This window comes from Rathayibacter caricis DSM 15933, assembly GCF_003044275.1.
Lineage (GTDB): Bacteria > Actinomycetota > Actinomycetes > Actinomycetales > Microbacteriaceae > Rathayibacter > Rathayibacter caricis.
This window is the reverse complement of sequence record NZ_PZPL01000001.1, coordinates 919,130-943,273: the sequence shown is the minus strand read 5'-3', so window position 1 is coordinate 943,273 and position 24,144 is coordinate 919,130. Positions and strand designations below refer to the sequence as shown.

The window sequence follows — 24,144 nt, the reverse complement described above, 5'->3', positions numbered from 1 at the left end:
TAGACAGCCGTCTCCACGGCACTCGCCGAGGCCTGAGCACGACCGTTCGACTCTCCATCCTCGAACCCGGGACGCTCCGGGCTCCCGAATGCCGATCGGACCGTCGACCCCAGATGCTCTCCTCCTCCCTGCGCCGTCGCGCGCTCGTCTCCACCGTCGCTCCGGCGCTCGCCGTGGCCCTCGCCTTCGGAACCGCGTCGACGGCCGCGGCCGCCGACTTCGTCGATCCGGTGACCGGGGCCGTCGTGCAGGCCGCCGCGACCGACGCGGCCCTCACGGTGACCGCGGGTGCGCCGCTGCAGTACCTGACCCTCCCGATCGCCGACGGCGTCACTCCCACCCGCGTCCTCGGCGCCCTCGAGGCGCAGGAGCCGCTCACCGGCTCGCTCGCGGTCGTCGTCTCCGGGCGCACCGTGCTGACCCTCGACGCGGCCACCGCGTCGACCCTCGACATCCCGGTGGGGCCGGCCGACGTCGTCGACGGCGTTCTGGCGATCGGCTTCCAGCTGACCGGGGCGACCGGGTCCACCGGCGCGCTCTGCGAGGTGCAGGGCCGCTCGCTGATCGTCTCGGGCCTCGGAGTCGTCACCGAGGGCGCTCCCGCCGCCCCCACGACCGTCGGCGACTTCTTCGCCGACGCCGTCACCGCCGTCTCGATCGTGGTGCCGGACGACGCGAGCGACGACCTGCGCGCCGCCGGTCTCTCGGCAGCCGCCTCGCTCGCCGCGCGCTACCCCTCCGGCACCGCGATCACGGTCTCGGAGGAGAGCGCGACCGACGGCCGCCCCGACCTCGACGCAGCCCAGGGCCGCGTCGTGCGCTTCGAGGCGGGCGACGGCGACGTCGTCACCGCTCTCGGCGACGAGGCGGGCGTCCCGGCGCTCGTGCTCACCGGAGCGGAGGCGGACCTCGCCGCCGCCGGAGCGGCCCTCGGCAGCGAGTACGCGGGCCTCGCCTCGAGCGCGACCACCACGGGCCTCGCCCAGAAGGTGATCCCGTCGAGCTCGCTCGAGCGCACCCTCGCCGACTTCGGCGCCGACCGCGTGGCACTGGGCAGCGGCGGCACCGCCGCGAGCTACACGACCATCACCCAGTCGGCGTTCGGCGGCCCGGTCTCCTCGATCGACCTCGACCTCGTCGGCACCCACTCCGCGATCCCCGAGGGCGTCACCGCCACCGCGAACGTCTACTGGAACGACTTCCTGATCGGCTCGAGCGTGCTCGGCGCCGAGACCGCCGTCGACATGGAGCTCTCGGTCCCGACCGGCCAGCTCGCGTCCTCGAACGGCCTGTCGGTGCGGCTCTCGGCCGTGCGCGGGAGCGACGGCCTCTGCATCGGCTCGGCCGACTCCGTGCCGATCGAGCTCTTCCTCGACGGCGCCGGCTCGACCGTGACCGGCGTCCGCGGCGAGTCCGCGGCTCCCGGCTTCGGCCGCTTTCCGCAGGCGTTCGGCGGCGAGCTCGCCGTGGCGTTCGGCGAGTCCGCGACCGGAGCGGATGCGCTGCGCAGCGCGGGCGACCTGGTCGCGGCCCTGCAGCGCGTGCAGCCCGACCCGCTCGCGGTGTCGGTCGTCGGGATCGACGACTTCGTCGGCTCCGACCGCTCCGGCCTGGTCGTCGGCGCGGGCACCGACGAGGCGGAGGAGCTGCGCACGCCGCTGCGCCTCGCCCCCTTCACCGCGATCGAGAGCTCGCGCCTGACCTACGGCGTCGGCACCGACGCTCCCTACGCGGCGCTCGAGGCCTTCACCACCGACGGCCGCGACGTGGTGCTGCTCGGCGGCTGGAGCCCCGACGGCGACCCGACCGCCTCCTCCGTCTTGCAGGCCTCGGTCGCCGGCTGGGCGGCCGAGGAGGGCTGGCTCGCGCTGCCCGGCAACCTGGCGGTCTCGGGATCGACGGCCGCCGACCCCGTCGCGATCGACAGCAACGAGATCACGCCGCAGGAGGAGGTCAAGGACGACTACTCGTCGTACGCGATCTGGTTCCTGGTCGCGGCGGTCGTCATCGGACTGCTGATCCTGCTCGGCTGGCTCGCCCGCCGTCGCCGCAGCCGCAAGGTCGCCGCCTACGTCGACGCGCAGGAGCGCGCGGCGGAGGAGCCGACGCACGGCCAGCACGCCGCCGAGGTCCCGCGCACCCCCTCCGCCGACTGATCCGCCCATGACGAGCACGCTGACGGAGCAGGCGGCGCAGCCCGCCGCGCCCGCCGCCCGCAGGTGGTGGCGGGAGGCGTGGGACCGCCTCGGGCAGCCCGTCACGGGCCGCCAGGTCCCCGGCACCGTCGTCGTGCTCGTCGCGGCGCTGATCGTCGGGTTCGCGGCGTGCCTGGTGACGACCTCCTCCGGGATCAACCTCGCCTACGCCGACACGCAGAGCCACCTCTCGATCTCGCGGCGCATCTTCGACTCGAAGGCGCCCGGGTTCTCGCAGCTGGGCACCGTGTGGCTGCCGGTGCCGAGCCTGATCCTCATCCCGTTCGTGCAGTCGCTCTGGCTCTGGCACACCGGTTGGGCGGCGGGGCTGCTGGGCATGATCTGCCTGGCCGGAACCGCCTGCGGCGTCTACCGGATCTCGGCGCGCGTGGGGCACCTCCGCGCCGGCCGCCTCACCGCCGTGCTGCTCGTGCTCGCGAACCCGGGCGTGCTCTACGCGTTCTCGACCGCGATGACGGAGCCGGTGCTCATCGTCACGATGGTCGGCTGCTTCTCGGGTCTCGCGCACTGGGTGACCAGCCGCCGCAACCTCAGCGCCGGCGAGATGATGGTGTTCTCGGGCCTGCCCGCCGCGGCGGCCACGCTCTCGCGCTACGAGGGCTGGGTGCTCGTGTTCGGCGGCACGCTCGTCGTGCTGATCGTCGCGTGGCGCAAGAAGAAGTCCCTGTTCTACGCCGTCAAGATGGCCTGCGCCTTCGGGATCCTGCCGCTGATCGCGATCCTCTGGTGGCTGGTCTACAACTACGCCGTCTACAGCAACCCACTCGAGTTCATGAACGGGCAGTACTCGGCCGCGAACCTGCAGAAGGCGGTCGCGGACGCGGGGCTGCTGGCCTACCAGGGCAACGCAGGGCTCACGCTCTGGTCGTACAACTGGGCCGTGCTCGAGACCTCCGGCCTGCTGACGGTGGCCCTGGGCATCGCGGGCGCGCTCGTGCTGGCCTGGCGCCGCGGCATCTCGGACGACGCCCTCGTGATCTGGCTGATGATCGTCTCGTACGCGTTCTCGCTCCTGAGCCTCTACCTCGGCCAGACGCACATGAACAACGACCAGACCTTCCCCACCAACTGGTGGAACAACCGCTACGCCCTGTCGGTGCTGCCGTTCCTGGCGGTGCTCGCGGCCGTGCTCGTCGACGCGCTGCGCCGCGTCCCGCGCGTCGGAGCCGGTGCCCTGGGCCTCGTGCTCGTGCTGCTCGGCGCGCAGACCGCCTGGTGGGCGCAGGACCTCGACCGCAACGCCGTCATCGCCGAGGCGACCGGCTACGTCGAGATCAAGGCGGGCACCGGAGCGACCGCCGCGGCCCGGTTCCTCGGCGAGAACTACGACGGCGGCGGGATCCTGATGGACGAGAGCGCCGCCGGCAACGCGCTGCTGCCCGAGATCGGGGTGCCGATCTCGGAGTACTTCAACCGCTCGGCGGGCGAGCTGTTCGACGAGGCCCTCGCGGCCCCGTACACGCACGCGAAGTGGGTCTTCGTCACCACCGCCGACGCCCCCGAGCTGTCCGAGACCGGCGTCGCCGACCTCGTCTACGACGCGATCACGAGCGATCCGTCCTTCGACACCCGCTACCGCCCGGTGTTCCAGCAGGGCATCTACGTCGTCTACGAACGGCTGGGAGGCTGACCATGGCCGCTGTCACGGCGCGCATCGGGGAGATCCTCGTCGAGCGCGGACTCATCACTCCGGAGCAGCTCGACGCCGCTCTCGCCCGTCAGGCCCGCGAGGGCGGGCTGATCGGGCGGCACCTCGTCATCGACGGGGCCGTCACCCGGCGCGAGATGTACGGCGCCCTCGCCCAGCAGTGGGACGCGCCGCTGATCGACCTGGTCGAGGAGCCGCCGGAGGGGGTCGTGCTCGCCGGCATCGGCGCGCCGAACCTCGTCGAGGCGGGCTGGGTGCCCTGGCGGGTGCTGCCCGACGGCACCGGAGTGATCGCCACGTCCGTCCCGCCGACCGACGAGGTCCTCGCGACCGCCCGCGCGCTGATGGGCGTCGAGCGGATCGAGGTGCGCACCACCACCGACTGGGACATCTTCATGGCGGTCGAGAACGCGTGCCGTGCCGCGCTGCTGTTCGGCGCGGCCGACGCGCTCGCGGTGCACAGCGGCGACGAATCGGCCAAGTCGGGGCTGCGCCGCTGGCAGGTCGTCACTCCGCTCGTCGTGGCCGCCCTGGTCGTCGCGGGCGCGGTGCTGGCGCCCAGCATCACCTTCGTGATCGTGCTCGCCGGAGCGAACCTGTTGTTCCTGATGAACATCGCCTTCAAGGCGCTGGCCGGCCTGCGCGCACCGCTCAACCAGAGCTCGGTGAAGGCGTGGGAGGAGGAGGTCGCGATCGAGCGCGGCCGCCGCGGTCTCGTGGTCGACCCTCCGCGCATGACCGACGACGAGCTGCCGATCTACACGATCCTCATCCCCGCCTACAAGGAGGCGAACATCATCAGCAAGCTGCTGGTGAACATCGGCGCCCTCGACTACCCCAAGGCCAAGCTCGAGGTGCTCGTGCTGCTCGAGGCCGACGACGACGAGACCATCTCGGCCGTGCGCCGGATGAGCCCGCCGGAGTACGTCCGCATGGTGATCGTGCCGCCGGGCGGCCCGCAGACCAAGCCCCGCGCCTGCAACTACGGGCTCAGCTTCGCCCGCGGCGAGTTCGTCGTGATCTACGACGCCGAGGACCGTCCCGACCCCGACCAGCTGCGCAAGTGCGTGCGGCTGTTCCGCGAGGACGCCTTCGAGCGCGAGCACGTCGATCCGTCGCAGAAGCAGCTCGTCTGCCTCCAGGGCGCGCTGAGCTACTTCAACGCCGACTACAACGTGCTCACCCGCATGTTCGCGGTCGAGTACGCGCACTGGTTCGGCGCGATGCTGCCGGGCCTGGACCAGTCGCACCTGCCGATCCCGCTGGGCGGCACCTCGAACCACTTCGACACCCGCGTGCTGCGCGAGCTCGGCGCGTGGGACCCCTACAACGTGACCGAGGACGCGGATCTCGGGCTCCGTGTGGCCGCGCACGGCTACCGCGTGGGAGTCGTCGACTCCAACACGTGGGAGGAGGCGTGCGCCGAGGTCCCCGCGTGGATCAAGCAGCGCACTCGCTGGATCAAGGGCTACATGATGACCGCCGGCGTGAACACGCGGCACCCGATCCGCTGGTTCCGCGTGAACGGGATCCTCGGCTCGCTGAGCCTGGTGGCGCTGATCATGGGCACGCCCGTCGCGTTCCTGCTCTACCCGCTCGTGCTGGGCTTCACGGTCATCACCTACATCGGGGTGCAGTTCATCGGGCTCGACATCCCGGAGTGGCTGATCATCGCCGGCACGACGAACATGCTGTTCTCGAACGCGCTGATGATCGTGGTTTCGGGTCTCGCGGCCTGGAAGCGCTACAACTGGCGGGTCGCGGCGTTCGCGCTGCTGAACCCCGTCTACTGGGTGCTGCACTCGATCTCGGCCTGGCGCGCGGCTTGGCAGATCGTGTTCAGCCCGCACAAGTGGGAGAAGACGCCGCACGGCCTCACCGAGGACTACGAGGACTCGACGATCGGCGCGCCGGCCTAGGTCTGCGGGCGTCGTGCCTCCGCGTCGGCGAGGCGTCCCGCTGCCGGCGAGGCGTCCTGCTGCCGTTGAGACGACCCGCTGCATCTGGACGTCTCGACGGCTCGAGGACGCCTCGACGGACTTCACGGAGCGGAGCCGTGGCGACTCTCCAAGAGTTGTCGTACTCGAGCGCCGAGTACGACAACTCTTGAGGACTCGCCGCGATCCCAGGGTGCCGAGGAGCCGAGCGGCTCAGACCGGAGGGGCCACCAGCAGCAGGGCGCCGCCGGCCGCGCTGAGCGCCGCGACGATGCACCAGCGGTCGGGGTGGGAGCCGCAGCCGGCCGCCTTCGCGAGCGCGGCCAGCGCGGTGGCGAGCACGCCGACTCCGATCTGCAGCGTCGCCGACGTGCGCATCAGCGACCAGGCCTCGAAGGCGGGTACCGGAGTGGGCGCGGGCAGCAGCCCGGCGAAGCTCGCCGACACCGCTAGCAGCAGCACCGACGCGAACGCCAGCGCGACGACGAGGTGCGCCAGGATCTCCGCCACGGCACGCTGTCGAGCGCGGGAGACGACGGTGCGGAGGTGCGGGACGGAGGCGATCGCGGCGCTGCGATGAGGCATGCGCCGAGCGTAGATCGCAGCGATCCCCCTGCAGGTCCCCCATCAGGAGGGGATCCGAGAGTACGTCCGTTCCGGTCCGCCGAGCGCATCCCGAGTGGTCGCTGAGCGCTCGAGAGGGGGATCGACCCCTCCGCGGAGCCCGACCTAGCCTGGAGGGACGGAGGTGACCCGATGTCCGACGCCAAGAACCACGCCGCGCGCTACCTGGCGAAGCGCTCCGCCGGCGACCCCTCGCCCGACACCTCCGACGCGACCGAGGCGACGATCCCGGAGGATCCCGCCGAGCGGGCCGCGTTCATCGAGACGACGATCCAGCAGGCGATCCGCCGCGGCGACTTCGACGACCTCCCCGGCGCCGGCAAGCCCCTGGAGGGGCTGAACGGCAGCCACGACCCCGACTGGTGGATCCGCCGCAAGATCGAGCGCGAGAACCTCACGGGCATCGGCCCGGTCGCGTTCCTCCTCCGTGCCGAGGACCGGCAGCTCGACGAGCGGCTCGACCGCCTGCACCGCGAATCGGAGGTGCGCACGCACCTCGAGGAGTTCAACGCCCGCGTCGTCGAGGCGCGGCGGCAGCTCCTCGGCGGCCCGCCCGTGGTGACGCCGCTCCGCGACGTCGACGTCGAGCTCGTGCGCTGGCGCGAGCGCCGCGCCGAGCGCGCCCGTCCTGCGATCCAGACCGAGACGGAGCGCCCGCGCCGGTGGTGGCGGCGCCGGAGGGCCGATCAGGCCTGAGGGGGCTCCGCGTCCGGGTGGCCGGCGGCCTCCGCGATCGCGGCCATCACCAGCGACGTGTGCTCGTCGTCGAGCTCGGGCAGCACGTGGCGCAGGTGCACGGTGAGTCCGTCGGCCAGCGAGGCCGCCATCTCGAGCACGCTCAGGAGGGAGGGGGTCAGCCCCCACTTCTCGTGCTCGACGGTCAGGGCGTCGACGGCCTCGGTCGCCCGGTCGAAGTCGATCCACCAGGTTCCGGAGTCGTGCAGCACCCACGGGTGCTCCTCCCGCACCAGACCGGTGGCGATGAGCAGCTCGACGGCCGCTCGTCGGGCGTCGTCCGTGGACGCTCCCCGGCGCAGCTGATCGAGGCGGTCCTCCTCCGCGGTCGCGCCTCGCGAGGTCGCGCCTCGCGCGGTCGCGCTCACGCGGCGGCCCGGTGCGTCACGACACCGTTCCCGGGGGAGGAGTCCGGACCGCGGTTCGAGGAGGGGCGCATGGGTGTCCTTCGTGAGCCGAGGGGAGGAATCGGCCGATGTTACCGTGAACAATTTCACGGGTGCAAGCGCACGAACGGCGCACCCCGCCGGAGCGAGGTGCGCCGCATCGACGACAGGCCCTAGATGTTCAGCTTGTTGAACACCGGCGCCGGCAGCGCCTTGATCACCGTCATGATCACGCGCCACTTCACCGGCGCGTACGCGACCGCGCGGCCCGAGGCCATCGCGGCGGCGACATCCTTCGCCACCGACTCCACCGACGCGAGCGAGCCGCCGGACTGCTTGATGTGCGCGGTCATCGGGGTGTCGGTCGGGCCGGGCTTGATCAGCACGACCGAGAGGCGCGAGCCGGCCAGACGGTGCTGGAGACCCTGGGCGAAGCGCTCGACGAGACCCTTGGCCGAGCCGTAGACGTAGTTGGTCTTGCGCCCGCGGTCGCCGGCGACCGACCCGATCACGCCGATGGTGCCGGACGTCAGCGCGTTCGCGTACGCCTCCATCCACAGCGCCACCGAGACGCCGGTGACCACGAGCACGTCGCGGGCGACGGCGAGGTCGGCCGAGGCCTCCTCCTGCGACGTCATCGCGCCGTGGGCGATGAGCACCGTGTCGGGCGCCCCGCCCTCGAGCGAGGTCGCGACGACGGAGGAGATCGCGGCCGGGTCGGTCAGGTCGACCGCCGACACCGACAGCGTCGCGGTGGGGAAGCGCACGCGGAGGTCGGTCGCGAGGGCCTCGAGCCGGGCCTGGTCGCGGCCGACGAGCAGCGCCTGGCGCGCGCCCGTGCCCAGCCAGAGACGGAGGGTGTGCTCGGCGATGGCCGAGGTCGCTCCGACGACGACGATCTTCGAAGGGTGGTTGGTCACGTCAGCTCCCGAGGACTCGGCGCGAGAAGCCGGAGGAGATCCCCGGGTCGCGCTGAAGGGTGAATTCGGCGAGGCGCGGGTATCCGGCCTCGAACATCTCGCGCGGCATGCGCGCGTCCTTGGCGGGGTACAGGCGCCCGCCCGCGGCCAGGACCAGGGCGTCCAGCCGCTCGAACAGCGGCAGGGCCGCCGCGTCGTTGGGGAAGTCGAGCGCGAAGCAGACGCCGGGCGCGGGGAAGCTCAGCAGCCCCGGCGACTCCAGCGAGCCGAAGGTCTTCAGCACGCCGAGGAACGAGCCGGTGCCGGACGCGGCGATCAGCGCCAGCATCTCGCGGGTGACCTCGAGCGCTCCCTCCCACGGCACGACGCTCTGGTACTGGTAGAAGCCGCGGGGGCCGTACATGCTGTTCCAGCCCTCGATCGCGTCGAGCGGGTAGTAGAACTGCTCGTAGTGCTGCACGGAGCGGCCTGCCCCGGTCGCCTTCAGGCGGTAGTAGGCGCGGTTCAGCAGGGGCAGGGTGGCGCGGTTCACGACCGACGCGGGGAACGCGAACGGCACGCGCAGGCCGCGTCCGCGCGCCTCCGGCAGCTCGGGAGCGGCGGTCGCGTCGCCGCGCGTGTAGACGCCGCGGCGGCCGCCCTGGGTGGTCACGTCGATCCAGGCCACGGTCTGCTCGAAGACGTCGACCGACTCGTGCACGAGGCCGAGGTACTCGTCGAGGGTCTGGAACGGCACGTCCTCCGCAACGATCCACGGGCCCGGGACCCGCTTCAGCGCGATCTCGACCTCGACGATCAGACCGGTGAGCCCGAGCCCGCCGATGGTGGCCGCGAAGAGCTCGACGTTCTCCTCCGGGGAGCAGCGGGTCGTCGATCCGTCGCTGCGCAGCACCGTGAACGAGACGACGTGGCGGCCGATCGTGCCCGCGGAGGCGTGGTTCTTGCCGTGCACGTCGTTCGCGATCGCGCCGCCGAGGGTCACGTTCTTGGTGCCGGGAGTGACGGCGAGCATCCAGCCGCGCGGCGCGAAGACGGACTGCACGTCCTTCAGCAGGACGCCGGGCTCGGCCCGGAGCACCCCGGTCTCGTCGTCGAAGGCGAGGAAGCGGTCGAAGCCGCTGAAGTCCCAGACGACCCCGCCGCCGTTGAGCGCGACGTCGCCGTAGCTGCGGCCGAGGCCGTAGGCGATGCCGCCGTCGCCGCGGGCGAGAGCGGCCTGCGCCTGCTCGACGCTGGTGATCGCGACGACGCGGTGCTCGTCGCGCGAGAGCAGGCCCCAGGAGGAGACGGTGCTGGTCATGCTGGCTCCTCACGCGGGCCCTGGAAGGTGACGTTCTTGTCGAGGAAGTACTTGGCGGCGTAGCCGATGGCGAGGCCGATCACGGCCCCGGTGTAGCGGGCGGCGTCGGTGCCGAACAGGGCGTCGAAGCCGAACTCGAAGCCCCAGAAGATCAGGGTCGTGACCCCGCTCATCACGCCGTAGAGGAAGAAGGTCTTCACGCCGTGCGCCGCGTTCACGGTCTCGTGGCGGAAGATCCAGCGCTTGTCGAGGACGTACTTGGCGACCACCCCCGTCAGGGTGCCCGCGAGGACGGCGATCACGGTCGCCCACTCGCCGGTGAGGAGGTGCTCGAGGAGGATCTGGGTGCCCAGGTTGACCGCGGTGGCGACGATGGCGAACACGACGTACAGCACGGCCGTGCGCATGAGCGTCCCTCCGTGCCGATCGTCGATGTCCCCCGCCGCCGCCCGGGCCGGAACGACGAGGACGACACCCGAGATTGTAGGTTGAGCACCGCCCCTTGCGAAAATCCCGCGGCGGTCCGCGCCGTGCGGCCGCCCCACCCACCCCGGAGGAACGACGCCGTGAGTACCGCTCGAGCACTCGTCGCCGCCATGCGCCCCAGGCAGTGGCTCAAGAACGTCCTCGTGCTCGCCGCCCCGATCGCCTCGGCGCGCATCCTCGAACCCGAGGTCCTGCTGGCGAGCGTGATCGGCATCGTGGCCTTCAGCCTCGCCTCCTCCGGCGGGTACATGCTCAACGACCTCCTCGACATCGAGTCCGACCGGCTGCACCCCAAGAAGCGGTTCCGCGCCATCGCGTCGGGAGCCCTGCCCGTGCGCGTCGCGTGGATCGCCGCGTTCGTGCTGATGATCGCTCCGCCGCTGCTCACGTTCCTCGCCGGGTACACCTGGTTCGCCGCGACGCTCGCCGCCTACCTGGTGATGCAGATCTCGTACTGCATCTGGCTCAAGCACGAGCCGGTGATCGACATCCTGATCGTGGCGGGCGGATTCGTGCTGCGCGCCATCTCGGGCGCCGCGATCGCGGACATCCCGCTCACGCAGTGGTTCCTCCTGGCCATCTCCTCCGGCTCGCTGTTCATGATCGCGGGCAAGCGCTACTCCGAGAAGCTGCAGAGCGAGGGCAAGGAGGCGAGCCACACGCGGGCGACGCTGAAGATCTACACGGCGGGGTACCTGCGCTTCGTGTGGTCGGTGGCCGCGTCGCTGACGATGATCACCTACGCGCTCTGGTCGCTGTTCCTCAACGGCGACGACTCGCTGTGGTCGATGGCGTCCATGGTCCCGTTCGGCGCCGCGCTGTTCCTCTACGCGCTCGACATCGAGAAGGGCCGCGCGTCGGCTCCCGAGGACATCGTGCTGGGCAACATCCGGCTGCTGATCTGCGCGGCGCTGTGGGCGGCGCTGTTCGTCACGGCGATCCTGACGCGCGCGGGAGCCTGACGCGCGGTCGTCATGACGTCGTGCCGCGCCGCAGCCGCAGTCGCGTCTCCTCGAGGTCGAGCATCGACTGCGCCTGCGTGAGGATCCGCTGCGGGTAGGCCCGCCGCGAGCGCGCGTCGAGCAGAGCCTCGCGCTCGGCCGTCACCACGGCCAGCCGCAGCGCGCGGTAGAGGCGGTGCGGAGTGCCGGCCGCGTCGCGCTCGCCGCCGCGGGCCCGCTCCCACGCCGCCTCCGAGCGGAGGAACGACGTCTGCCGGACGCGCTCCAGGACGTCCGGGTCCACCTCCGTCACGCCCTCGACGACGTCGCCCGGGCGCTCGAGGACGGACAGCCCCTTTTCGGTGATCTCGTCGAGCAGGCCCGCGAGAGAGCGCTGGTCCTCCGGCTCGTCCACTCCGCGGATCCCGGTCGCCCGGATCACGAGGGGCAGCGTGCTGCCCTGGACGAGGAGCGTCGTCACCGCGACCGTGAAGGCGATCAGCACGAGCTGCGGGCGGTACGGGATGTCCTCGGGCAGCGACTGCGCGGCCGCGAGAGTGACGACTCCGCGCATCCCGGACCAGCCGAGCACCAGGCCGCCCCGCCAGCCGAGGCCGCTGGTGCTGAAGTGGCGGTAGTCGGAGCGGCGCAGCTGGTAGCGGCGGCGCGCCTTCGTCCGCTCCTCGCGGGGGAGCTCGGCGGCCTGCTCGAGCACCGCCTTCTGCTCGCGGGCGCGCCGTTCCGCCCGCCGGGTCTGCCAGCGCTCGCCGAGGAGCACCGGGCCGACCCAGAGGAAGCGGACGACGAGGAGCCCGACGGTGGCGATCAGGCCGATGCCGACAGCGGCGGGGACCGTGAGCGCGGCGTCGTCCGCATCCTGGATCAGACTGCGGATCTCGAGCCCGATCAGCAGGAACACGCCGTTCTCGAGCAGGAACTGCACCGTGCGCCAGTTGATGCGGTCGTTGACCCGCGACTGCGCGGTGAAGGCGCGGGAGGAGGCGTGCCCGGTGTGCAGGCCCGCCACCACCACCGCGAGCACCCCCGAGGCGCCCAGGCCCTCGGCCGGGATGAAGGCGACGAACGGCACGGTGAACGAGACGACGGTGTTGAGCACCGGGTCCTCGAGGCGCGAGCGCACGAAGACGGTGAGGATGCTCGCCACGAGGCCGACGACGACCGCGACGGCCACCGCGTAGAGGAAGTCGCCCACCGCGGCCCACGGAGTCGCGAGCGTGCCGGCCGCGGCGGCGAGGGCCGAGCGCAGCAGGACGAGGGCGGTCGCGTCGTTGATCAGGCCCTCGCCCTCGAGCAGCGTGAGCAGCCGCGGGGGCAGGCCGAGGCGCCGGCCGACCGAGGTGGCCGCGACGGCGTCGGGCGGGCTGATGATCGCTCCCACCGCGATGGCGAGCGCGAGGCCCAGCTCGGGCAGCAGGACGAAGAGGAGCGCCCCGACCCCGGCCGCCGAGATCGCGACCAGCACGACGGAGAGGCCGGTGATCGTCGTCAGGTTCCGCCGGAAGTCGATGAACGGGACGCTGATGGCGGCGGCGTAGAGCAGCGGTGGCAGGACTCCGTCGAGCACCCACTCGTGCGGCACGACGACCTCCGGCACCCCGGGCAGGTACGAGAGGCCGACTCCGGCGAGCACCAGGACGATCGGAGCGGCGACGCCGAGGCGGCGCGCGAACACGGCCACCGCGACGAGGACCGCCACGGCCACGATCACCGCGATCCCGAGCATCATCGGGGGTCGCTCCTGCTGGCACGGGGCGGGCGGCGGTCGGGCATCGGTCTCGTCTCCGGTCGTCCCGGACACCGCCCCGGACGGGCGGCGCTGCGGGAGCCGTGGTCGAGTCTGCGCCTGGCGCAGGGGCCCGGGCAGGGGGTTGCCGCTCGAGCGGGATCCGGGCACGGGCCCGGGGCTCAGCGCCGGTCGAGCACCCGCTCGAGGCCGATCAGCAGGGCGAGCCCGCCGAGGGCGGCGACGACGACCGCCGCGATCGCGCCGGGGGACAGGGTGAGGGCGGCGTCGACCAGCTCGGCGCGCAGACCCTGGTCGCCCGAGACGATCAGCAGGCCGACGGCCACGGCGGCGGCGAAGAGGCTCCAGACGATCGCGCCGAGGCGGATCCGCGGGTGGCGGGGCGTCAGGGCGCCGGGGAGGGGAGTGGTCTCGGTGCTGCTCATGGTGCGTCCTCACTCGTGGTCTGCGGGGTGGTGATGGTGGCGGGGTCGGTCGGTGCGCTCTCGGCAGGGATGGTGGACTCCGTGCCCGCGCTGTCCTCAGCGGAGGAGGAGGTCGTCTGGTCGTGCACGGTGATCGATCCGGCCGCCTGCTCGATCCGGACGACGACCGGCACGGCGTCCGGATCTCCGAAGGTCTGCGTCCACACGGTGCGGCCGTCGACGACCGAGACGCCCTCAGGGGTGCTCCGCACCTGGTCCGTCACCGAGACGACGCCCAGCACCCCGCTGTCCGAGACGGCCTCGACCCGGACCGCTGACCCCTCCATCGGCCAGATCGAGATCTCGCCCGCGCCCTGCCAGACGTCGATGACGGCGCCGTCCTCTCCGGCGTCGGCCACCACGGTGATGTCGAGGAGGCCGGTGAGCATCGCGTAGTCGCCGGACCGGTAGTTGGAGACGCCGTACGATCCGATCGGCAGCAGCTCGCGGTCCGGCGGCAGCATCGCGGCGACCAGCGCCGTCGGCAGCACGAGCACCGACGCGATGACCAGGAGGGCGGCCCTGCGGCGCAGCAGGCCGGCCAGCACGATCGCCGCGGCGAGCACGAGGGCGGCCGCGGCGAAGCCGACCACGACCGCGGTGGTGCCGGAGGCGGTGAGCGAGGCGAGCGCGCCGGTCACGGCTGCGGCGCCGAGCACGACGAGGGTGACGCTCGCCCGCAGCCGCGGGTTGCCCGCCCTGCGCACTCGGCGGCGCTCCTCGCGGACCGCGGCGGCCGCGCGCGACCGCGCTCGCGCCTCCTCCGCCCGCTGCCGTGCCGTCTCGCGGGCCGAGGCGGCCTGCTGGGCGCGGAACGCCTCGCGCTCGGTCCGCCACGCCTCCTGACGGGCCCGCCACTCGGCGAGGTCCTCGGGCGAGTCGGGTCGGACGTCGGTGGGACGCGGGGGCGGGAAGAGGGGGGCGGAGTCGGGACGGGCCTCGGTCGCGCCGGGCGTCTCCTCCGGTGCCTCCGAGCGGGGCGACCGGACGGCCTGACGCGCCACCCAGACGGTGAGGGCGAGGAGGAGGCCGATGACCACGAGGGTCCAGATCGTGCGGCCGACGGCGGGGGCCCAGGCCTCCGCGCCGGTGTAGGCGCCGCCGAGCGACCAGAAGCCCTGCGCGAGCGGCAGCATCGAGGCGAGGATCAGGGCGCCGATGCCGGCATGCACCCGCTCGATCCGACCGGCGACGAGCTGCTCGACGGGCAGCGCGCCGTCCTCGTCGGGGAGCAGGAGCCAGGCGGCCGCGTAGACGAGGAGCGCGGGGCCGCCGAGGACCGCCACGACCAGGACGATGCCGCGGACGATCAGAGGGTCGATCCCGACGCGCTCGGCGATGCCGGAGCAGACGCCGCCCACCCAGCCGGGGCGACGGGTGATGCCGAGGCCGCGGAGCCACAGGAAGAAGCGGTTGTCGGAGGGGGGAGCGGTGTCCGGGCCCTGCTTATCGGGTGCGGGCTGCTCGGCTCCGCTCTCGGCCGTTCCCGGCGCCCCGGGCCCGTCCGCTCCGCCGCTCGGCGGGGGAGTGCTCTGTGCTGTCATGGTGAGAGTGTCCCGCTCCTCCACAGGCGCCGACCATCGGGGGATCCCCTGACTCGACCCTCGTTTCCTCCCCCGGGTCCCCGACGACCTGTTTGGATGCTCGTGTGAGCATCTCGAGCACCGCGGTCCGGCCGCCGCTGCGACGCCCCCGGCGGGTCGTCCTCGGCGGCGTCTGCGCCGCGCTCGCCGATCACCTCGGCTGGACGCTCGCCTCCACCCGCTTCTTCGTGGTCGTCGGATCCCTGCTGGGCGGGGGCGGGGTGCTCCTCTATCTGTGGCTGTGGGCGCTCGTGCCGCTCGCCGAGCCCTCCGGCGACGACGATCGAGCCGTCCGGCGCTCCGTGCCGGTCGCCGGCCTGCTGGCGGTGGCCGCCCTGGTGGCGTCCTGCGCCGTGCTCGTCGCCCTCGGGGCGTACGACGACGTCGCCGTGACGCGGGCGCTCGTCGCGGTCGCGGCGCTGGCCGGAGGCGCGGTGGCGTGGGCGCTCGGGCCCGGTCGCGACGACCCCTCGGCGGCCCTGCGCGCGCAGATCCGCGTGCGGCTCGCCTCGTGCGCCGCCCTGCTGCTGGCCGGTGCGGCGGTGCTGGCGAACAGGCCGAGCGCCCTCAACGCGGTCCTCGCGGTCGGCGTGCTGATCGTCGTGGCGGGGGTGCTGGCCGCTCCGCGGATCGTGCGCCTGTGGACGGAGCTGATGGGCGAGCGGGCGGCGCGCGTGCGCGAGGAGCAGCGCGCCGAGATCGCCGCGCATCTTCACGACTCCGTCCTGCAGACGCTCGCCCTCATCCAGAACCGCGCCGGCGCCTCGAGCGAGGTCGCCCGCATCGCCCGGGCCCAGGAGCGCGAGCTGCGCGACTGGCTGTTCGAGCGCGACGTGCCGGTCGCCAACGACCTGGCGGCAGAGATCCGCGCCATCGCCGGCGCCATCGAGCTCGACTACCCGGCGACCCTCGAGGTCGTCGCCGTCGGCGTCTCGGTGCCGGGCGCCGCTCCGCTGCTCGCCGCGACCCGCGAGGCGATGCTCAACGCGGCGCGCCATGCGGGCGGCGAGATCTCGGTCTACCTCGAGTCGGCGCCCGACGGCGTCGACGTCTTCGTCCGCGATCGCGGTCCGGGCGTCGATCTCGGGGCGCTGCCCGGCGATCGGCTGGGCATCCGCGAGTCGATCATCGGCCGGATGAGCCGCGCGGGCGGCAGCGCCGTCGTGCGGCCCGGAGCGGGCGGCTCGGGCACCGAGGTCCACCTCCACCTGGGGAGCAGGCCGTGACGCGCGTCGTGCTGGTCGACGACCACTCCATCTTCCGGTCGGGTCTGCGGGCCGATCTCGTCCCGACGCTCGAGGTGGTGGGCGAGGCCGCCGACGTCGACTCCGCCGTGCGCCTCGTCGCCGAGACGCGCCCCGAGGTGGTGCTGCTCGACGTGCACCTGCCGGGCGGGGCGGGCGGAGGCGGCGCCGAGGTGCTGCGGCGGAGCGCGGGGCTCCTCGAGTCGGTGCGGTTCCTGGCGCTCAGCGTCTCGGACGCCGCGGAGGACGTCGTCGGCGTGATCCGCGCCGGGGCCCGCGGCTACATCACCAAGACGAGCTCCGGAGCCGAGGTGAGCCGCGCGGTCGAGGCGGTGGCGGGCGGCGACGCCGTGTTCTCGCCGCGCCTCGCCGGCTTCGTCCTCGACGCGTTCGGCGCCCTCGCCGGCGAGCAGGCCGAGTCGGTCGACGAGCTCGACCGGCTCTCGGCCCGCGAGCGCGAGGTGATGCGCCTGATCGCCCGCGGCTACGCCTACAAGGAGGCGGCGGCCGAGCTCTTCATCTCGGTCAAGACCGTCGAGTCCCACGTCTCGGCCGTGCTCCGCAAGCTCCAGCTCTCGTCGCGCTACGAGCTCACCGCCTGGGCCTCCGCGCGCCGCCTGCTCTGAGGCGCCGTTCGTCCCTGCTGATCGAGTAGCCCGTTCGCGAGCGGATCGAGCGGAGGGGGGCCTTCGGCGCCAGCGCAGGGCGCGGGGAGAAGACGGATCTTCTGGGAGACGTGGGTCTCGATACGCCCCTTCGGGGCTACTCGACCAGCAAGGGGGCGGCGGTCTCGTCCAAGTAGACCCACCTGCCCTCTCTGCTGATCGAGTAGCCCGCTCGCGGGCGTATCGAGATCCACCCGCCCTCTTGCTGATCGAGTAGCCCGCTCGCGGGCGTATCGAGATCCACCCGTGCCGGACGCCTGGTCATCGAACGGATCCGCTCGGTCCGGCGGGTCTCGATACGCCCCTGCGGGGCTACTCGACCAGCAGGGTGGTCGGTCATCCGTCCTCGCCGGAGCCGTCAGTCGCGCGAGACGAGCACCCGCACGTCCCACGGTCCGAGCTCCAGCACGTCGCCCGCCGCCGACGCCTCGCCCGAGAGCACGTCCTCGACCGCCTCCGGCAGCGCGAAGGTGGAGGGCTCCCACGACCAGTTGTGCACGAACCGCACGCGCTCCCCGTGGCGGTTGGTGGCGCTCGTGACCGTCTGCGACGGCGAGGCCGCACGCCACGGAGTCGAGACGGCGGACGACTCCGACACCGCCCACTCCATCAGCGCCCGGGCCAGCTCGAGGTCCGGCACCGTGCCCACGTAGGTCACCCGACCGGCTCCGTGCGCGCGGGTCGTGACCGCCGCGAAGCGCCCGTAGTGCGGGTGCCGGTAGCGCACGAGCACCGTCGCGTCGTCGACCTGCACCCCGTCGGCCCAGACCGTCGCGCGGGCACCCTCGGGCAGGGCGAAGCCCGACTCCGCGTCGACGGGCACCGGCACCGCGAGATTCGCGAACTCGTCGTAGTGCACACCGGCCGCCTCCGCGAGGAACGCGGGCTTGCGCTGCAGGCGCGCGCGTCCCTCCTCGTCCTCGTAGCCGGTGCGCACACCGACGAACAGGTGCCCGCCCGCCGCCGCGTACGCCTCCAGCCACTGCAGCTCCGAGTCGTCGGCGATCGTGAACGCCGCCGCGACGAGCACCGGATGCGCGGCCGCGTACTCCGCGGCCGGCACGGCGGTCAGCTGCGAGGGGTGCACGGTCGAGGCCTGCAGGCCCGCGTCGAACGCCCCCCGCGCGAACGCGTCGCGCGCCGTCTGGAAGCTGCGGCGGTCCGGCTGGGGCACACCACGGGCCGCGTCGCCGCCGCGAGCGGAGTCGCTGAACGCGGGGTGCTCCTCCAGCGCCCACTTGCTCTCGTTCGAGAACAGGATCGCCACGTCCGAGTCGGGCACCAGCTCCGTCACCCGGTCGCCCGCGGCGGCGAAGTCGGCTCCGAGCGCGGCGATCTGCTCGTAGGTGCGGCCCGGCTCCTGCGAGTGCGGCAGCACCCCGCCCCAGTAGGTCTCGACCCCGTGGTGGAGCGTGTGCCAGTGCCAGTACTCGATCATCGTGGCGCCGCGCGAGACCAGCGCCCAGGCGGCCTGGCGCCACTGGCCGTCGAACGCGGGCTCGTTCGACCACGACATGCCGATCGCCTGCGCATCCGTCTCGGTGACGAGGAACGGCGCCTGCTTCGAGCCGTACATCCGGTCGGCGGTCGCGTAGAGCGCCCAGGTGCCGGAGGTGGTCCAGTGCTGGTCGAACGGCCGCGCGTCCGGCAGCTCGAGACCGTCCTGCATCCGGTAGTACGGGTTGCCGGCGGTCACGTCGAGCCGGCGCACCAGCTCCTCGTCCTGCACGGTCGCGCGCTCGTACGAGATGCAGGTGGTGACGAACTGGTCGTCGCGGCCGATCCGCTCGGTGATGCCGCGGACCAGGTCGGCCTGCCAGCCGATGAAGTCGGTGGTGATCGAGGCCTGGAAGCGGCGCCAGGCGAGGTCGTACTGCGGCTGCGCGTTGCCGTCCGGAGTCCACAGGTCGGCCCAGGTCGAGAGCCGGTGCGACCAGTAGGTGAGTCCCCACTCGTCGTTCAGCGCCTCGACCGTGCCGTACGTCGCGCGCAGACGGTCGACGAAGCGCTCGAAGACCTGGCGGTTGTGGAGGATCTCGTTGCCCGGCTCGTTGTCGACCTGGAATCCGATGACCGCGGGGTGCGCGGCGTAGCGCTCGACGATGCGGCGGATCACACGCTCGGCGTGGAAGAGGAACGCGGGGTGGCTGTAGTCGATCTCCTGGCGCGCTCCCCAGCCGACGGGCTGCCCGGTCGCGCGGTCCGCGTTGATCTCGGGATACTGCCGCGCCAGCCACATCGGCACCGCATAGGTAGGAGTGCCGAGCACGACCGAGATGCCGTGCTCGTGCGCCCCGTCGAGCACCGGCTGCAGCCAGTCCAGGTCGAAGACCCCGTTCTCGGGCTCCCAGGTCGACCAGACCGACTCGCCGACGCGGATCACGGTGAACCCGGCGGCCTTCATCAGCCGCAGGTCCTCCGCCAGGTCGCGACTGCCCAGCCGCGAGGTCGGCTGGTACTCGTGGTAGTAGGCCGCGCCGAAGAGGATGCGATCGGTGAGGTGCTGCATGGTCGCCTTTCAGGAGGGGTGGCCGCTCCACCGTATCCGGGCCTGGTGCCCGCCGGGGGTCCGTACGATCTGCAGGCGATTGCAGGCGGAAGGCGCTTCCCGCCACGCGCGACCGTCGGATCGCGGGAACTTCCCCTGCAGATCGCACATTCCCCTGCAGATCGTGCGCACCCGCTCCGGATCCTGCGCACTCGGTATCGCGGCGCCCTCCGCCTCGCCCGCCCCGCAGTCAACCCCGTGGAGTCCGCCGTGCACCCCGACCGAGACTGTCCGGACCCGATGGGAAAGGACGACACGGATGCCGACCATTCACGCGCTGCGGACCCTCGCCGACGTCTACCGCGACCTCCGACCGGTCTCGCAGATCTACCTCGACGTCTCGCTCGACTCGGGCGATCCGCCCGACATCGCCTTCGAGCGCGGCACCGCCGTCGCCGATGAGCTGCGGAGGCAGGGGGCGCCCCAGGGCGACATCGACGCGCTGACCGCGCTGCTCACCGGGGCGGGACGGCCGCACGGCCGCTCCTGCCTCTTCGCCGTCGCCGTCGACGGCTCGATCGTGCTGTCGGAGGTGCTGCCGGGCCGCCCGGTCGCGCCCGAGCACACCTCCTACGGCACGCTCCCCGATGTCGTCCCGCTGCTCCAGCACCGCCCCGACGTCCGCTACCTCGTCGTCGAGACCTCCCGCGACGGCGGCGAGGTGCGCCTGCACCGCCTGGGCGCCGAGCGTCCGGAGGAGGAGGAATCGGTCCAGGGACGGACCGACACCCTGCACAAGGCGCAGGCCGGCGGATGGCGGCACGACCGCTTCCACAGCCATGCCGAGGAGATCTGGCGGCAGACGCAGGCCGAGCTGGCCTCCTCCGTCGACGAGATCGTGCGCACCCGCCGGCCGCAGCTGCTCGTCGTCGCCGGGGACATCCGCGCGCGCCAGCTGCTGGCCGAGCAGCTCTCGCCCTCGAGCGCGGCGATCCTGGCGGTCCTCCCCGCGAACACCCGCGCCGACGGCAGCGACGACGGCGCCCTCGACGAGTTCGTGCAGGAGCAGGTCGACCGGCTGCTGCGCCGCGAGAAGGAGGACGTGCTCGACGCGCTCCGCACGCACGACGGGCGGCACGACAACACGGTCGAGTTCTCGCTCGGAGCGATCGTGCAGGCGCTCTCGGCGGCCCAGGTCGACACGCTGGTCATCGATCCGCAGCGGCTCCGCGAGCGCGAGCTGCTGGCGCTCGCGGGCGAGCCGTGGGTCGCCGCGGCTCCGGAGGAGGCGCTCGGCGCCGAGGTCATCGGCCCGGTCGACGCGGCTCTCGCGCTCGTGCGGGCGGCGCTGCTGACCGACGCCCGCGTGCTCTGCACCGACTCCCGCACTGCTCCGGACGGCGAGGACGTCGTCGCCCTGCCGCACGAGGCGGACGCGGCCGCGCTGCTGCGCTGGCGCACGGGTCCGCCGGTGCCGGGCGCCTGAGCGGCTGCCCGGCCGCAGAACGTCGGCTGAGAAGGGGGACTGGCCGCTGTCAGGCGACAGCCCCCACGCTCAGCCGATGTTCTGCGCGCCCTACGAGACGAGCGGCAGCAGCGGCAGGACGGCCAGCGCCGTGAGGGCGCCGAGGGCCGCCCCGGCGAGCACATCGGTCGGGAAGTGCATGCCGAGCGCGAGGCGCGAGAGCATCATCGCGACCACGACGAGGACCGCGAGCGGCCAGAGCGCCGGCAGCATCACGGCGAACACGATCATGGCCGCGGTGGTCGAGGTGGCGTGCGAGCTCGGAAAGCTCAGCTTGCTGGGCGCCTTGCCGCGCACCTCCACGCCCTCGCCGAGCGGGCGCGGACGCCGCACGACGCGCTTCACGCCGATCGAGAGCGCGTGCGCGACGACGATCGCGACGTCGCAGAGCGCCCAGGCCCAGAACCGCGACGGATCGAGGAACGCGGCGAGCACCCCGAGCAGCAGCCAGCCCGCGGCGTGCTCCCCGAAGAAGCTGAGCCCCCGCGCGATCGGCAGCAGGGGGCGGATGAGCGGGGACCGCTGCACGGCGGCGATGATCGCCGACTCGCGGCTCCTGAGGGTCGGCATCGGGTCATCCTAGCGAAGAGGGGAGGAGGGGCGGGGGAGCAGCGCCCCCGCCCCCTCCCGGGGATCAGGCCTCCGAGTCGCCCTCGGACCGGGACCTGCGACGGGCGCTCAGGCCCAGCGCCGCGGCTCCGGCCGCGAGCAGCGCCGTCGCGCCGCCGATCAGGCCGACCGACTCGACACCGGTCGAGGCGAGGCCTCCGCCGGAGCCGCCGCCGGGCAGCGGAGCGGCGGTGCCGGTCGGCACGGGTCCGGCCGTGGGCGCCGCCGTGGGTCCCGCGGTGGGCGCCGTGGTCGGGCCCGTGGTCGGAGCCGTCGTGGGAGCGGCCGTCGGCGTCGAGGTCGGCGCCGTGGTCGGCCCGGCCGTCGGAGTCGGCGTCGGCGTCACGACCTGCGAGGCGGGCAGGATCTGCACGATCGCCGGACGCGGCGCGGCGAACGCCCCGGCGGGGACCGCTCCGCTCGCCGCGAAGTCCGGGAAGTACGAGGTCGGCGCCTCGAAGGTGCCGTCCTCGCCCGGGTGCTGCACGGCGACGAAGACGTGCTGGTCCTGGTCGTGCACGATCGGGCCGCAGGTCTCGGCGTCGACCGGCACCGACAGGAACTGCTCGACCTTGCCGCGGTCCGCGCCCTCCAGCGACACCTTGAACAGGCCGTCGTTGTAGCCGATGCCGCTGGGCGCGCCGTCGGTCGAGATCCAGAGGTTCCCGACGGAGTCGAACGCCAGGTTGTCGGGGCACGAGATCGGCGAGACCTGCTCGGCCGGGAAGCCGGAGAAGTAGACGACGTCGCCCTGCGCCGCGTCGCCGCAGAGCATCAGCAGGTTCCAGGTGAAGGTGCGGCCGGTCTGGTCGCCGCCGTCCTCGATGATCTCGACGATGTGGCCGTCGCGGTTCTCGGTGCGCGGGTTGATCTCGGTCGCGCCCTCCGTGCCCTCCTTGCCGCGCTCGGAGTTGTTGGTGCAGGCCACGTAGATCCGGCCGCTGACCAGGCTCGGCTGCACGTCCTCGCAGCGGTCCATCTTGGTCGCGCCGGCCGCGTCGGCCGCCTGGCGGGTGTGCACCAGGACCTGCTCGACGCTCATGCCGGGGATCTTCGAGGCGCCGTCGAGCACGAGCGGGAGCCACTCGCCGATGCCGTCGAAGCCGCCGTCCGAGGGGACCGCGCCGGTGCCGGTGATCTCGGCGACGGGGGAGTCTCCGGTGAAGCGGGCGACGTACAGGTCGCCCTCCTCGAGCAGCGTCTTGTTGTGCGCGCGGTCGCCCTCGATGTAGCGCTTCGTCGAGACGAACTTGTAGAGGTAGTCGAAGCGCTCGTCGTCGCCCTGGTAGGCGACCACGCGGCCGTCCGGAGCGATGATGACGTTCGCGCCCTCGTGCTTCAGGCGCCCGAGCGCGGTGTGCTTCTTCGGTGTCGACTCCGGGTCGAAGGGGTCGAACTCGACGATCCAGCCGAAGCGGTTCGGCTCGTTCTCGTAGCCGGGGGTGCGGGCGTCGAAGCGAGGGTCGTCGAGCTCCCAGAGGCGCGAGGTCTCCTCGTCGGTCAGCCCGTACCGCTGCTCCTCGGCGCTCGTGCCGGTCGCGCGGAAGTAGCCGTTGAAGTTCTCCTCGCCCGAGAGGATCGTGCCCCACGGCGTGGTGCCGCCGGAGCAGTTGCCGAGCGTGCCGAGCACCGTGCGCCCGGTGGGGTCGGCGACGGTCGTCAGGAGCGACGATCCGGCGGCCGCGCCGGTCACCTCGTAGGGGGTGTCGATCAGGTAGCGGCGGTTGTGCTCGCCGCCGCGGACGTACGCCCACGGACGGTCGACGGCCGTGCGGACGAGCTCGACGACGCTGAGGCCGTGGGCGGCGCGTCCGACCTCGCGCACGCGCTCCTGCTCGGACTCGAGCTGGGCGGCCGGGAACATGATGGTCTCGTTGGTGTACTCGTGGTTGACGACGAGCAGGGCGCGCAGGCGCTTCGAGCCGGGGATCTCGACGATGTCGGTGTAGTCGTTGTTGTAGCCGAACTGGCCGGACTGCGCCGCGCCGGTCTGGTCGGCGAGGTCGAACTCGGCGCTGTCGGCGAAGAGCGGGTCGCCCCAGCGGATGATCGGCTGCCAGGCGAAGCCCTCGGGCACCGTGAACTCGTCCACCGTCGCCGGCACGGGGGCGATCGGAGTGAAGACGAGCGGGGACGCGTCGCCGGCGGCCACGGCGGTGGCGGCCTCGGCGGTCGGGGCGCCCGGGGACGCGACGGCGATGGTGACCGCTCCCGCCAGGCCCAGGCCCAGCGCGCCGCGGCGCGTGATCTGCGCTCCGACGATGTCGCGGAAGTAGCTGTTGTGCGACGTGTTGCAGGTCGCGGCGGAGCAGGCGTTGGCGCACTTCAGCGCACAGGTGACGGGGCTGCGCTTCCCCCGGGTGTGCCCGGCCATGGGTAGCAGCAGTCGGCGGGAGGTGTCGGTCATCGTCGTCTCGTCCTTCGATTCGCAGGCGTGGGCAGACCTCGAGGGAACCAGCGGCAGCGGGCGGGCCGGTCACCCGGCGGCGGATCGCCTCTGAACGCGAGGTGAACGTCGATCGACGTAGGAGAGGCTCACCTCACTCGAGCGAGCCGCCCTCCCAGCTGCTGGTCGAGCCCCCCGCAGGTGGGTCTGGAGACCCCGTCT

18 protein-coding genes and 1 pseudogene are annotated in these 24,144 nt (G+C 72.8%); 8 read left to right on the top strand and 11 right to left on the bottom strand.

Annotation, left to right across the window (positions count from 1 at the left end; genetic code table 11):
* Positions 1-113 precede the first annotated feature (113 nt).
* Genes C1I63_RS04355 through C1I63_RS04345 form a run of 3 tightly spaced genes read left to right on the top strand, consistent with a single transcriptional unit; the run spans position 114 to position 5,783 of the window.
* Positions 114-2,156: a hypothetical protein gene (locus C1I63_RS04355; protein WP_107573915.1), complete on the top strand. Its 2,043-nt coding sequence runs from the start codon at positions 114-116 to the stop codon at positions 2,154-2,156.
* Between the two features lie 7 nt (positions 2,157-2,163).
* Positions 2,164-3,846 carry an ArnT family glycosyltransferase gene (locus C1I63_RS19365; protein WP_146168363.1) on the top strand — a complete coding sequence of 561 codons (1,683 nt, stop codon included), beginning with the start codon at positions 2,164-2,166 and terminating at the stop codon, positions 3,844-3,846.
* A gap of 2 nt (positions 3,847-3,848) precedes the next feature.
* On the top strand, positions 3,849-5,783 hold the full coding sequence (locus tag C1I63_RS04345) for a glycosyltransferase (protein WP_107573914.1): 1,935 nt from the start codon (positions 3,849-3,851) through the stop codon (positions 5,781-5,783).
* Between the two features lie 231 nt (positions 5,784-6,014).
* On the opposite strand, the gene C1I63_RS04340 is transcribed toward C1I63_RS04345, so the two are convergent.
* A complete protein-coding gene (locus tag C1I63_RS04340; RefSeq protein WP_055794043.1) occupies positions 6,015-6,386 on the bottom strand; it encodes a hypothetical protein in 372 nt (123 codons plus the stop codon).
* A gap of 171 nt (positions 6,387-6,557) precedes the next feature.
* Here C1I63_RS04340 and C1I63_RS04335 point away from each other — a divergent pair, with 171 nt between their 5' ends.
* Positions 6,558-7,121, top strand: a complete 564-nt coding sequence (locus C1I63_RS04335) for a DnaJ family domain-containing protein (protein WP_107573913.1) — start codon at positions 6,558-6,560, stop codon at positions 7,119-7,121.
* Here C1I63_RS04335 and C1I63_RS04330 read toward each other — a convergent pair.
* From C1I63_RS04330 to C1I63_RS04315, 4 genes are all read right to left on the bottom strand, one after another.
* On the bottom strand, positions 7,112-7,528 hold the full coding sequence (locus C1I63_RS04330) for a hypothetical protein (RefSeq protein WP_107573912.1): 417 nt from the start codon (positions 7,526-7,528) through the stop codon (positions 7,112-7,114). The genes C1I63_RS04335 and C1I63_RS04330 overlap by 10 nt on opposite strands.
* 191 nt (positions 7,529-7,719) lie before the next feature.
* A complete protein-coding gene (locus tag C1I63_RS04325) occupies positions 7,720-8,466 on the bottom strand; it encodes an SDR family NAD(P)-dependent oxidoreductase (RefSeq protein ID WP_107573911.1) in 747 nt (248 codons plus the stop codon).
* Position 8,467: 1 nt separating this feature from the next.
* Entirely contained in the window at positions 8,468-9,766 is a 1,299-nt protein-coding gene (locus tag C1I63_RS04320; protein WP_107573910.1) for an FAD-binding oxidoreductase, read from the bottom strand.
* The gene (locus C1I63_RS04315; RefSeq protein WP_055794048.1) at positions 9,763-10,173 is read right to left on the bottom strand and encodes a GtrA family protein; all 411 of its coding nucleotides are present in this window, start codon (positions 10,171-10,173) and stop codon (positions 9,763-9,765) included. Before C1I63_RS04315 ends, C1I63_RS04320 begins: the two co-directional genes overlap by 4 nt.
* On the opposite strand from C1I63_RS04315, the gene C1I63_RS04310 reads away from it, so the two are divergent.
* Positions 10,093-11,214 carry a decaprenyl-phosphate phosphoribosyltransferase gene (locus tag C1I63_RS04310; RefSeq protein ID WP_107573909.1) on the top strand — a complete coding sequence of 374 codons (1,122 nt, stop codon included), beginning with the start codon at positions 10,093-10,095 and terminating at the stop codon, positions 11,212-11,214. The genes C1I63_RS04315 and C1I63_RS04310 overlap by 81 nt on opposite strands.
* A gap of 10 nt (positions 11,215-11,224) precedes the next feature.
* Here C1I63_RS04310 and C1I63_RS04305 read toward each other — a convergent pair whose 3' ends face one another.
* The 3 genes from C1I63_RS04305 to C1I63_RS04295 all read right to left on the bottom strand — a co-directional run bounded on the left by C1I63_RS04305 (position 11,225) and on the right by C1I63_RS04295 (position 14,966).
* Positions 11,225-12,940 carry a cation:proton antiporter gene (locus C1I63_RS04305; RefSeq protein ID WP_107573908.1) on the bottom strand — a complete coding sequence of 572 codons (1,716 nt, stop codon included), beginning with the start codon at positions 12,938-12,940 and terminating at the stop codon, positions 11,225-11,227.
* A 179-nt stretch (positions 12,941-13,119) separates the two neighbouring features.
* A complete protein-coding gene (locus C1I63_RS04300) occupies positions 13,120-13,383 on the bottom strand; it encodes a hypothetical protein (RefSeq protein ID WP_107573907.1) in 264 nt (87 codons plus the stop codon).
* On the bottom strand, positions 13,380-14,966 hold the full coding sequence (locus C1I63_RS04295; RefSeq protein ID WP_146168362.1) for a PspC domain-containing protein: 1,587 nt from the start codon (positions 14,964-14,966) through the stop codon (positions 13,380-13,382). The genes C1I63_RS04300 and C1I63_RS04295 overlap by 4 nt, the downstream gene beginning before the upstream one ends.
* A gap of 104 nt (positions 14,967-15,070) precedes the next feature.
* Between C1I63_RS04295 and C1I63_RS04290 the strand changes: the two genes are divergently transcribed.
* The gene (locus C1I63_RS04290; RefSeq protein WP_244906978.1) at positions 15,071-16,231 is read left to right on the top strand and encodes a sensor histidine kinase; all 1,161 of its coding nucleotides are present in this window, start codon (positions 15,071-15,073) and stop codon (positions 16,229-16,231) included.
* Positions 16,228-16,875 (top strand): LuxR C-terminal-related transcriptional regulator, encoded by a 648-nt coding sequence (locus C1I63_RS04285; protein ID WP_107573904.1) that lies wholly within the window; start codon positions 16,228-16,230, stop codon positions 16,873-16,875. The genes C1I63_RS04290 and C1I63_RS04285 overlap by 4 nt, the downstream gene beginning before the upstream one ends.
* A 397-nt stretch (positions 16,876-17,272) precedes the next feature.
* On the opposite strand, the gene C1I63_RS04280 is transcribed toward C1I63_RS04285, so the two are convergent.
* A complete protein-coding gene (locus tag C1I63_RS04280; RefSeq protein WP_107573903.1) occupies positions 17,273-19,423 on the bottom strand; it encodes a beta-galactosidase in 2,151 nt (716 codons plus the stop codon).
* 298 nt (positions 19,424-19,721) lie between these two features.
* On the opposite strand from C1I63_RS04280, the gene C1I63_RS04275 reads away from it, so the two are divergent.
* Complete coding sequence (locus C1I63_RS04275; RefSeq protein ID WP_107573902.1) at positions 19,722-20,888, top strand: baeRF2 domain-containing protein; 1,167 nt, start codon at positions 19,722-19,724, stop codon at positions 20,886-20,888.
* A 90-nt stretch (positions 20,889-20,978) separates the two neighbouring features.
* On the opposite strand, the gene C1I63_RS04270 is transcribed toward C1I63_RS04275, so the two are convergent.
* The gene (locus tag C1I63_RS04270; RefSeq protein ID WP_107573901.1) at positions 20,979-21,497 is read right to left on the bottom strand and encodes a phosphatase PAP2 family protein; all 519 of its coding nucleotides are present in this window, start codon (positions 21,495-21,497) and stop codon (positions 20,979-20,981) included.
* 397 nt (positions 21,498-21,894) lie between these two features.
* Positions 21,895-23,943 (bottom strand): annotated as a pseudogene (locus C1I63_RS04265) (PhoX family protein); the annotation flags it as partial.
* Between the last annotated feature and the right edge of the window lie 201 nt (positions 23,944-24,144).

What these genes read in the sequence shown, in the direction of transcription:
- C1I63_RS04355 (WP_107573915.1), top strand. Translation starts at nt 114, where the DNA reads ATGCTCTCCTCCTCCCTGCGCCGTCGCGCGCTCGTCTCCACCGTCGCT.
- C1I63_RS19365 (WP_146168363.1), top strand. Translation starts at nt 2,164, where the DNA reads ATGACGAGCACGCTGACGGAGCAGGCGGCGCAGCCCGCCGCGCCCGCC.
- C1I63_RS04345 (WP_107573914.1), top strand. Translation starts at nt 3,849, where the DNA reads ATGGCCGCTGTCACGGCGCGCATCGGGGAGATCCTCGTCGAGCGCGGA.
- C1I63_RS04340 (WP_055794043.1), bottom strand. Translation starts at nt 6,386, where the DNA reads ATGCCTCATCGCAGCGCCGCGATCGCCTCCGTCCCGCACCTCCGCACC.
- C1I63_RS04335 (WP_107573913.1), top strand. Translation starts at nt 6,558, where the DNA reads ATGTCCGACGCCAAGAACCACGCCGCGCGCTACCTGGCGAAGCGCTCC.
- C1I63_RS04320 (WP_107573910.1), bottom strand. Translation starts at nt 9,766, where the DNA reads ATGACCAGCACCGTCTCCTCCTGGGGCCTGCTCTCGCGCGACGAGCAC.
- C1I63_RS04315 (WP_055794048.1), bottom strand. Translation starts at nt 10,173, where the DNA reads ATGCGCACGGCCGTGCTGTACGTCGTGTTCGCCATCGTCGCCACCGCG.
- C1I63_RS04305 (WP_107573908.1), bottom strand. Translation starts at nt 12,940, where the DNA reads ATGATGCTCGGGATCGCGGTGATCGTGGCCGTGGCGGTCCTCGTCGCG.
- C1I63_RS04300 (WP_107573907.1), bottom strand. Translation starts at nt 13,383, where the DNA reads ATGAGCAGCACCGAGACCACTCCCCTCCCCGGCGCCCTGACGCCCCGC.
- C1I63_RS04295 (WP_146168362.1), bottom strand. Translation starts at nt 14,966, where the DNA reads ATGACAGCACAGAGCACTCCCCCGCCGAGCGGCGGAGCGGACGGGCCC.
- C1I63_RS04280 (WP_107573903.1), bottom strand. Translation starts at nt 19,423, where the DNA reads ATGCAGCACCTCACCGATCGCATCCTCTTCGGCGCGGCCTACTACCAC.
- C1I63_RS04275 (WP_107573902.1), top strand. Translation starts at nt 19,722, where the DNA reads ATGCCGACCATTCACGCGCTGCGGACCCTCGCCGACGTCTACCGCGAC.
- C1I63_RS04270 (WP_107573901.1), bottom strand. Translation starts at nt 21,497, where the DNA reads ATGCCGACCCTCAGGAGCCGCGAGTCGGCGATCATCGCCGCCGTGCAG.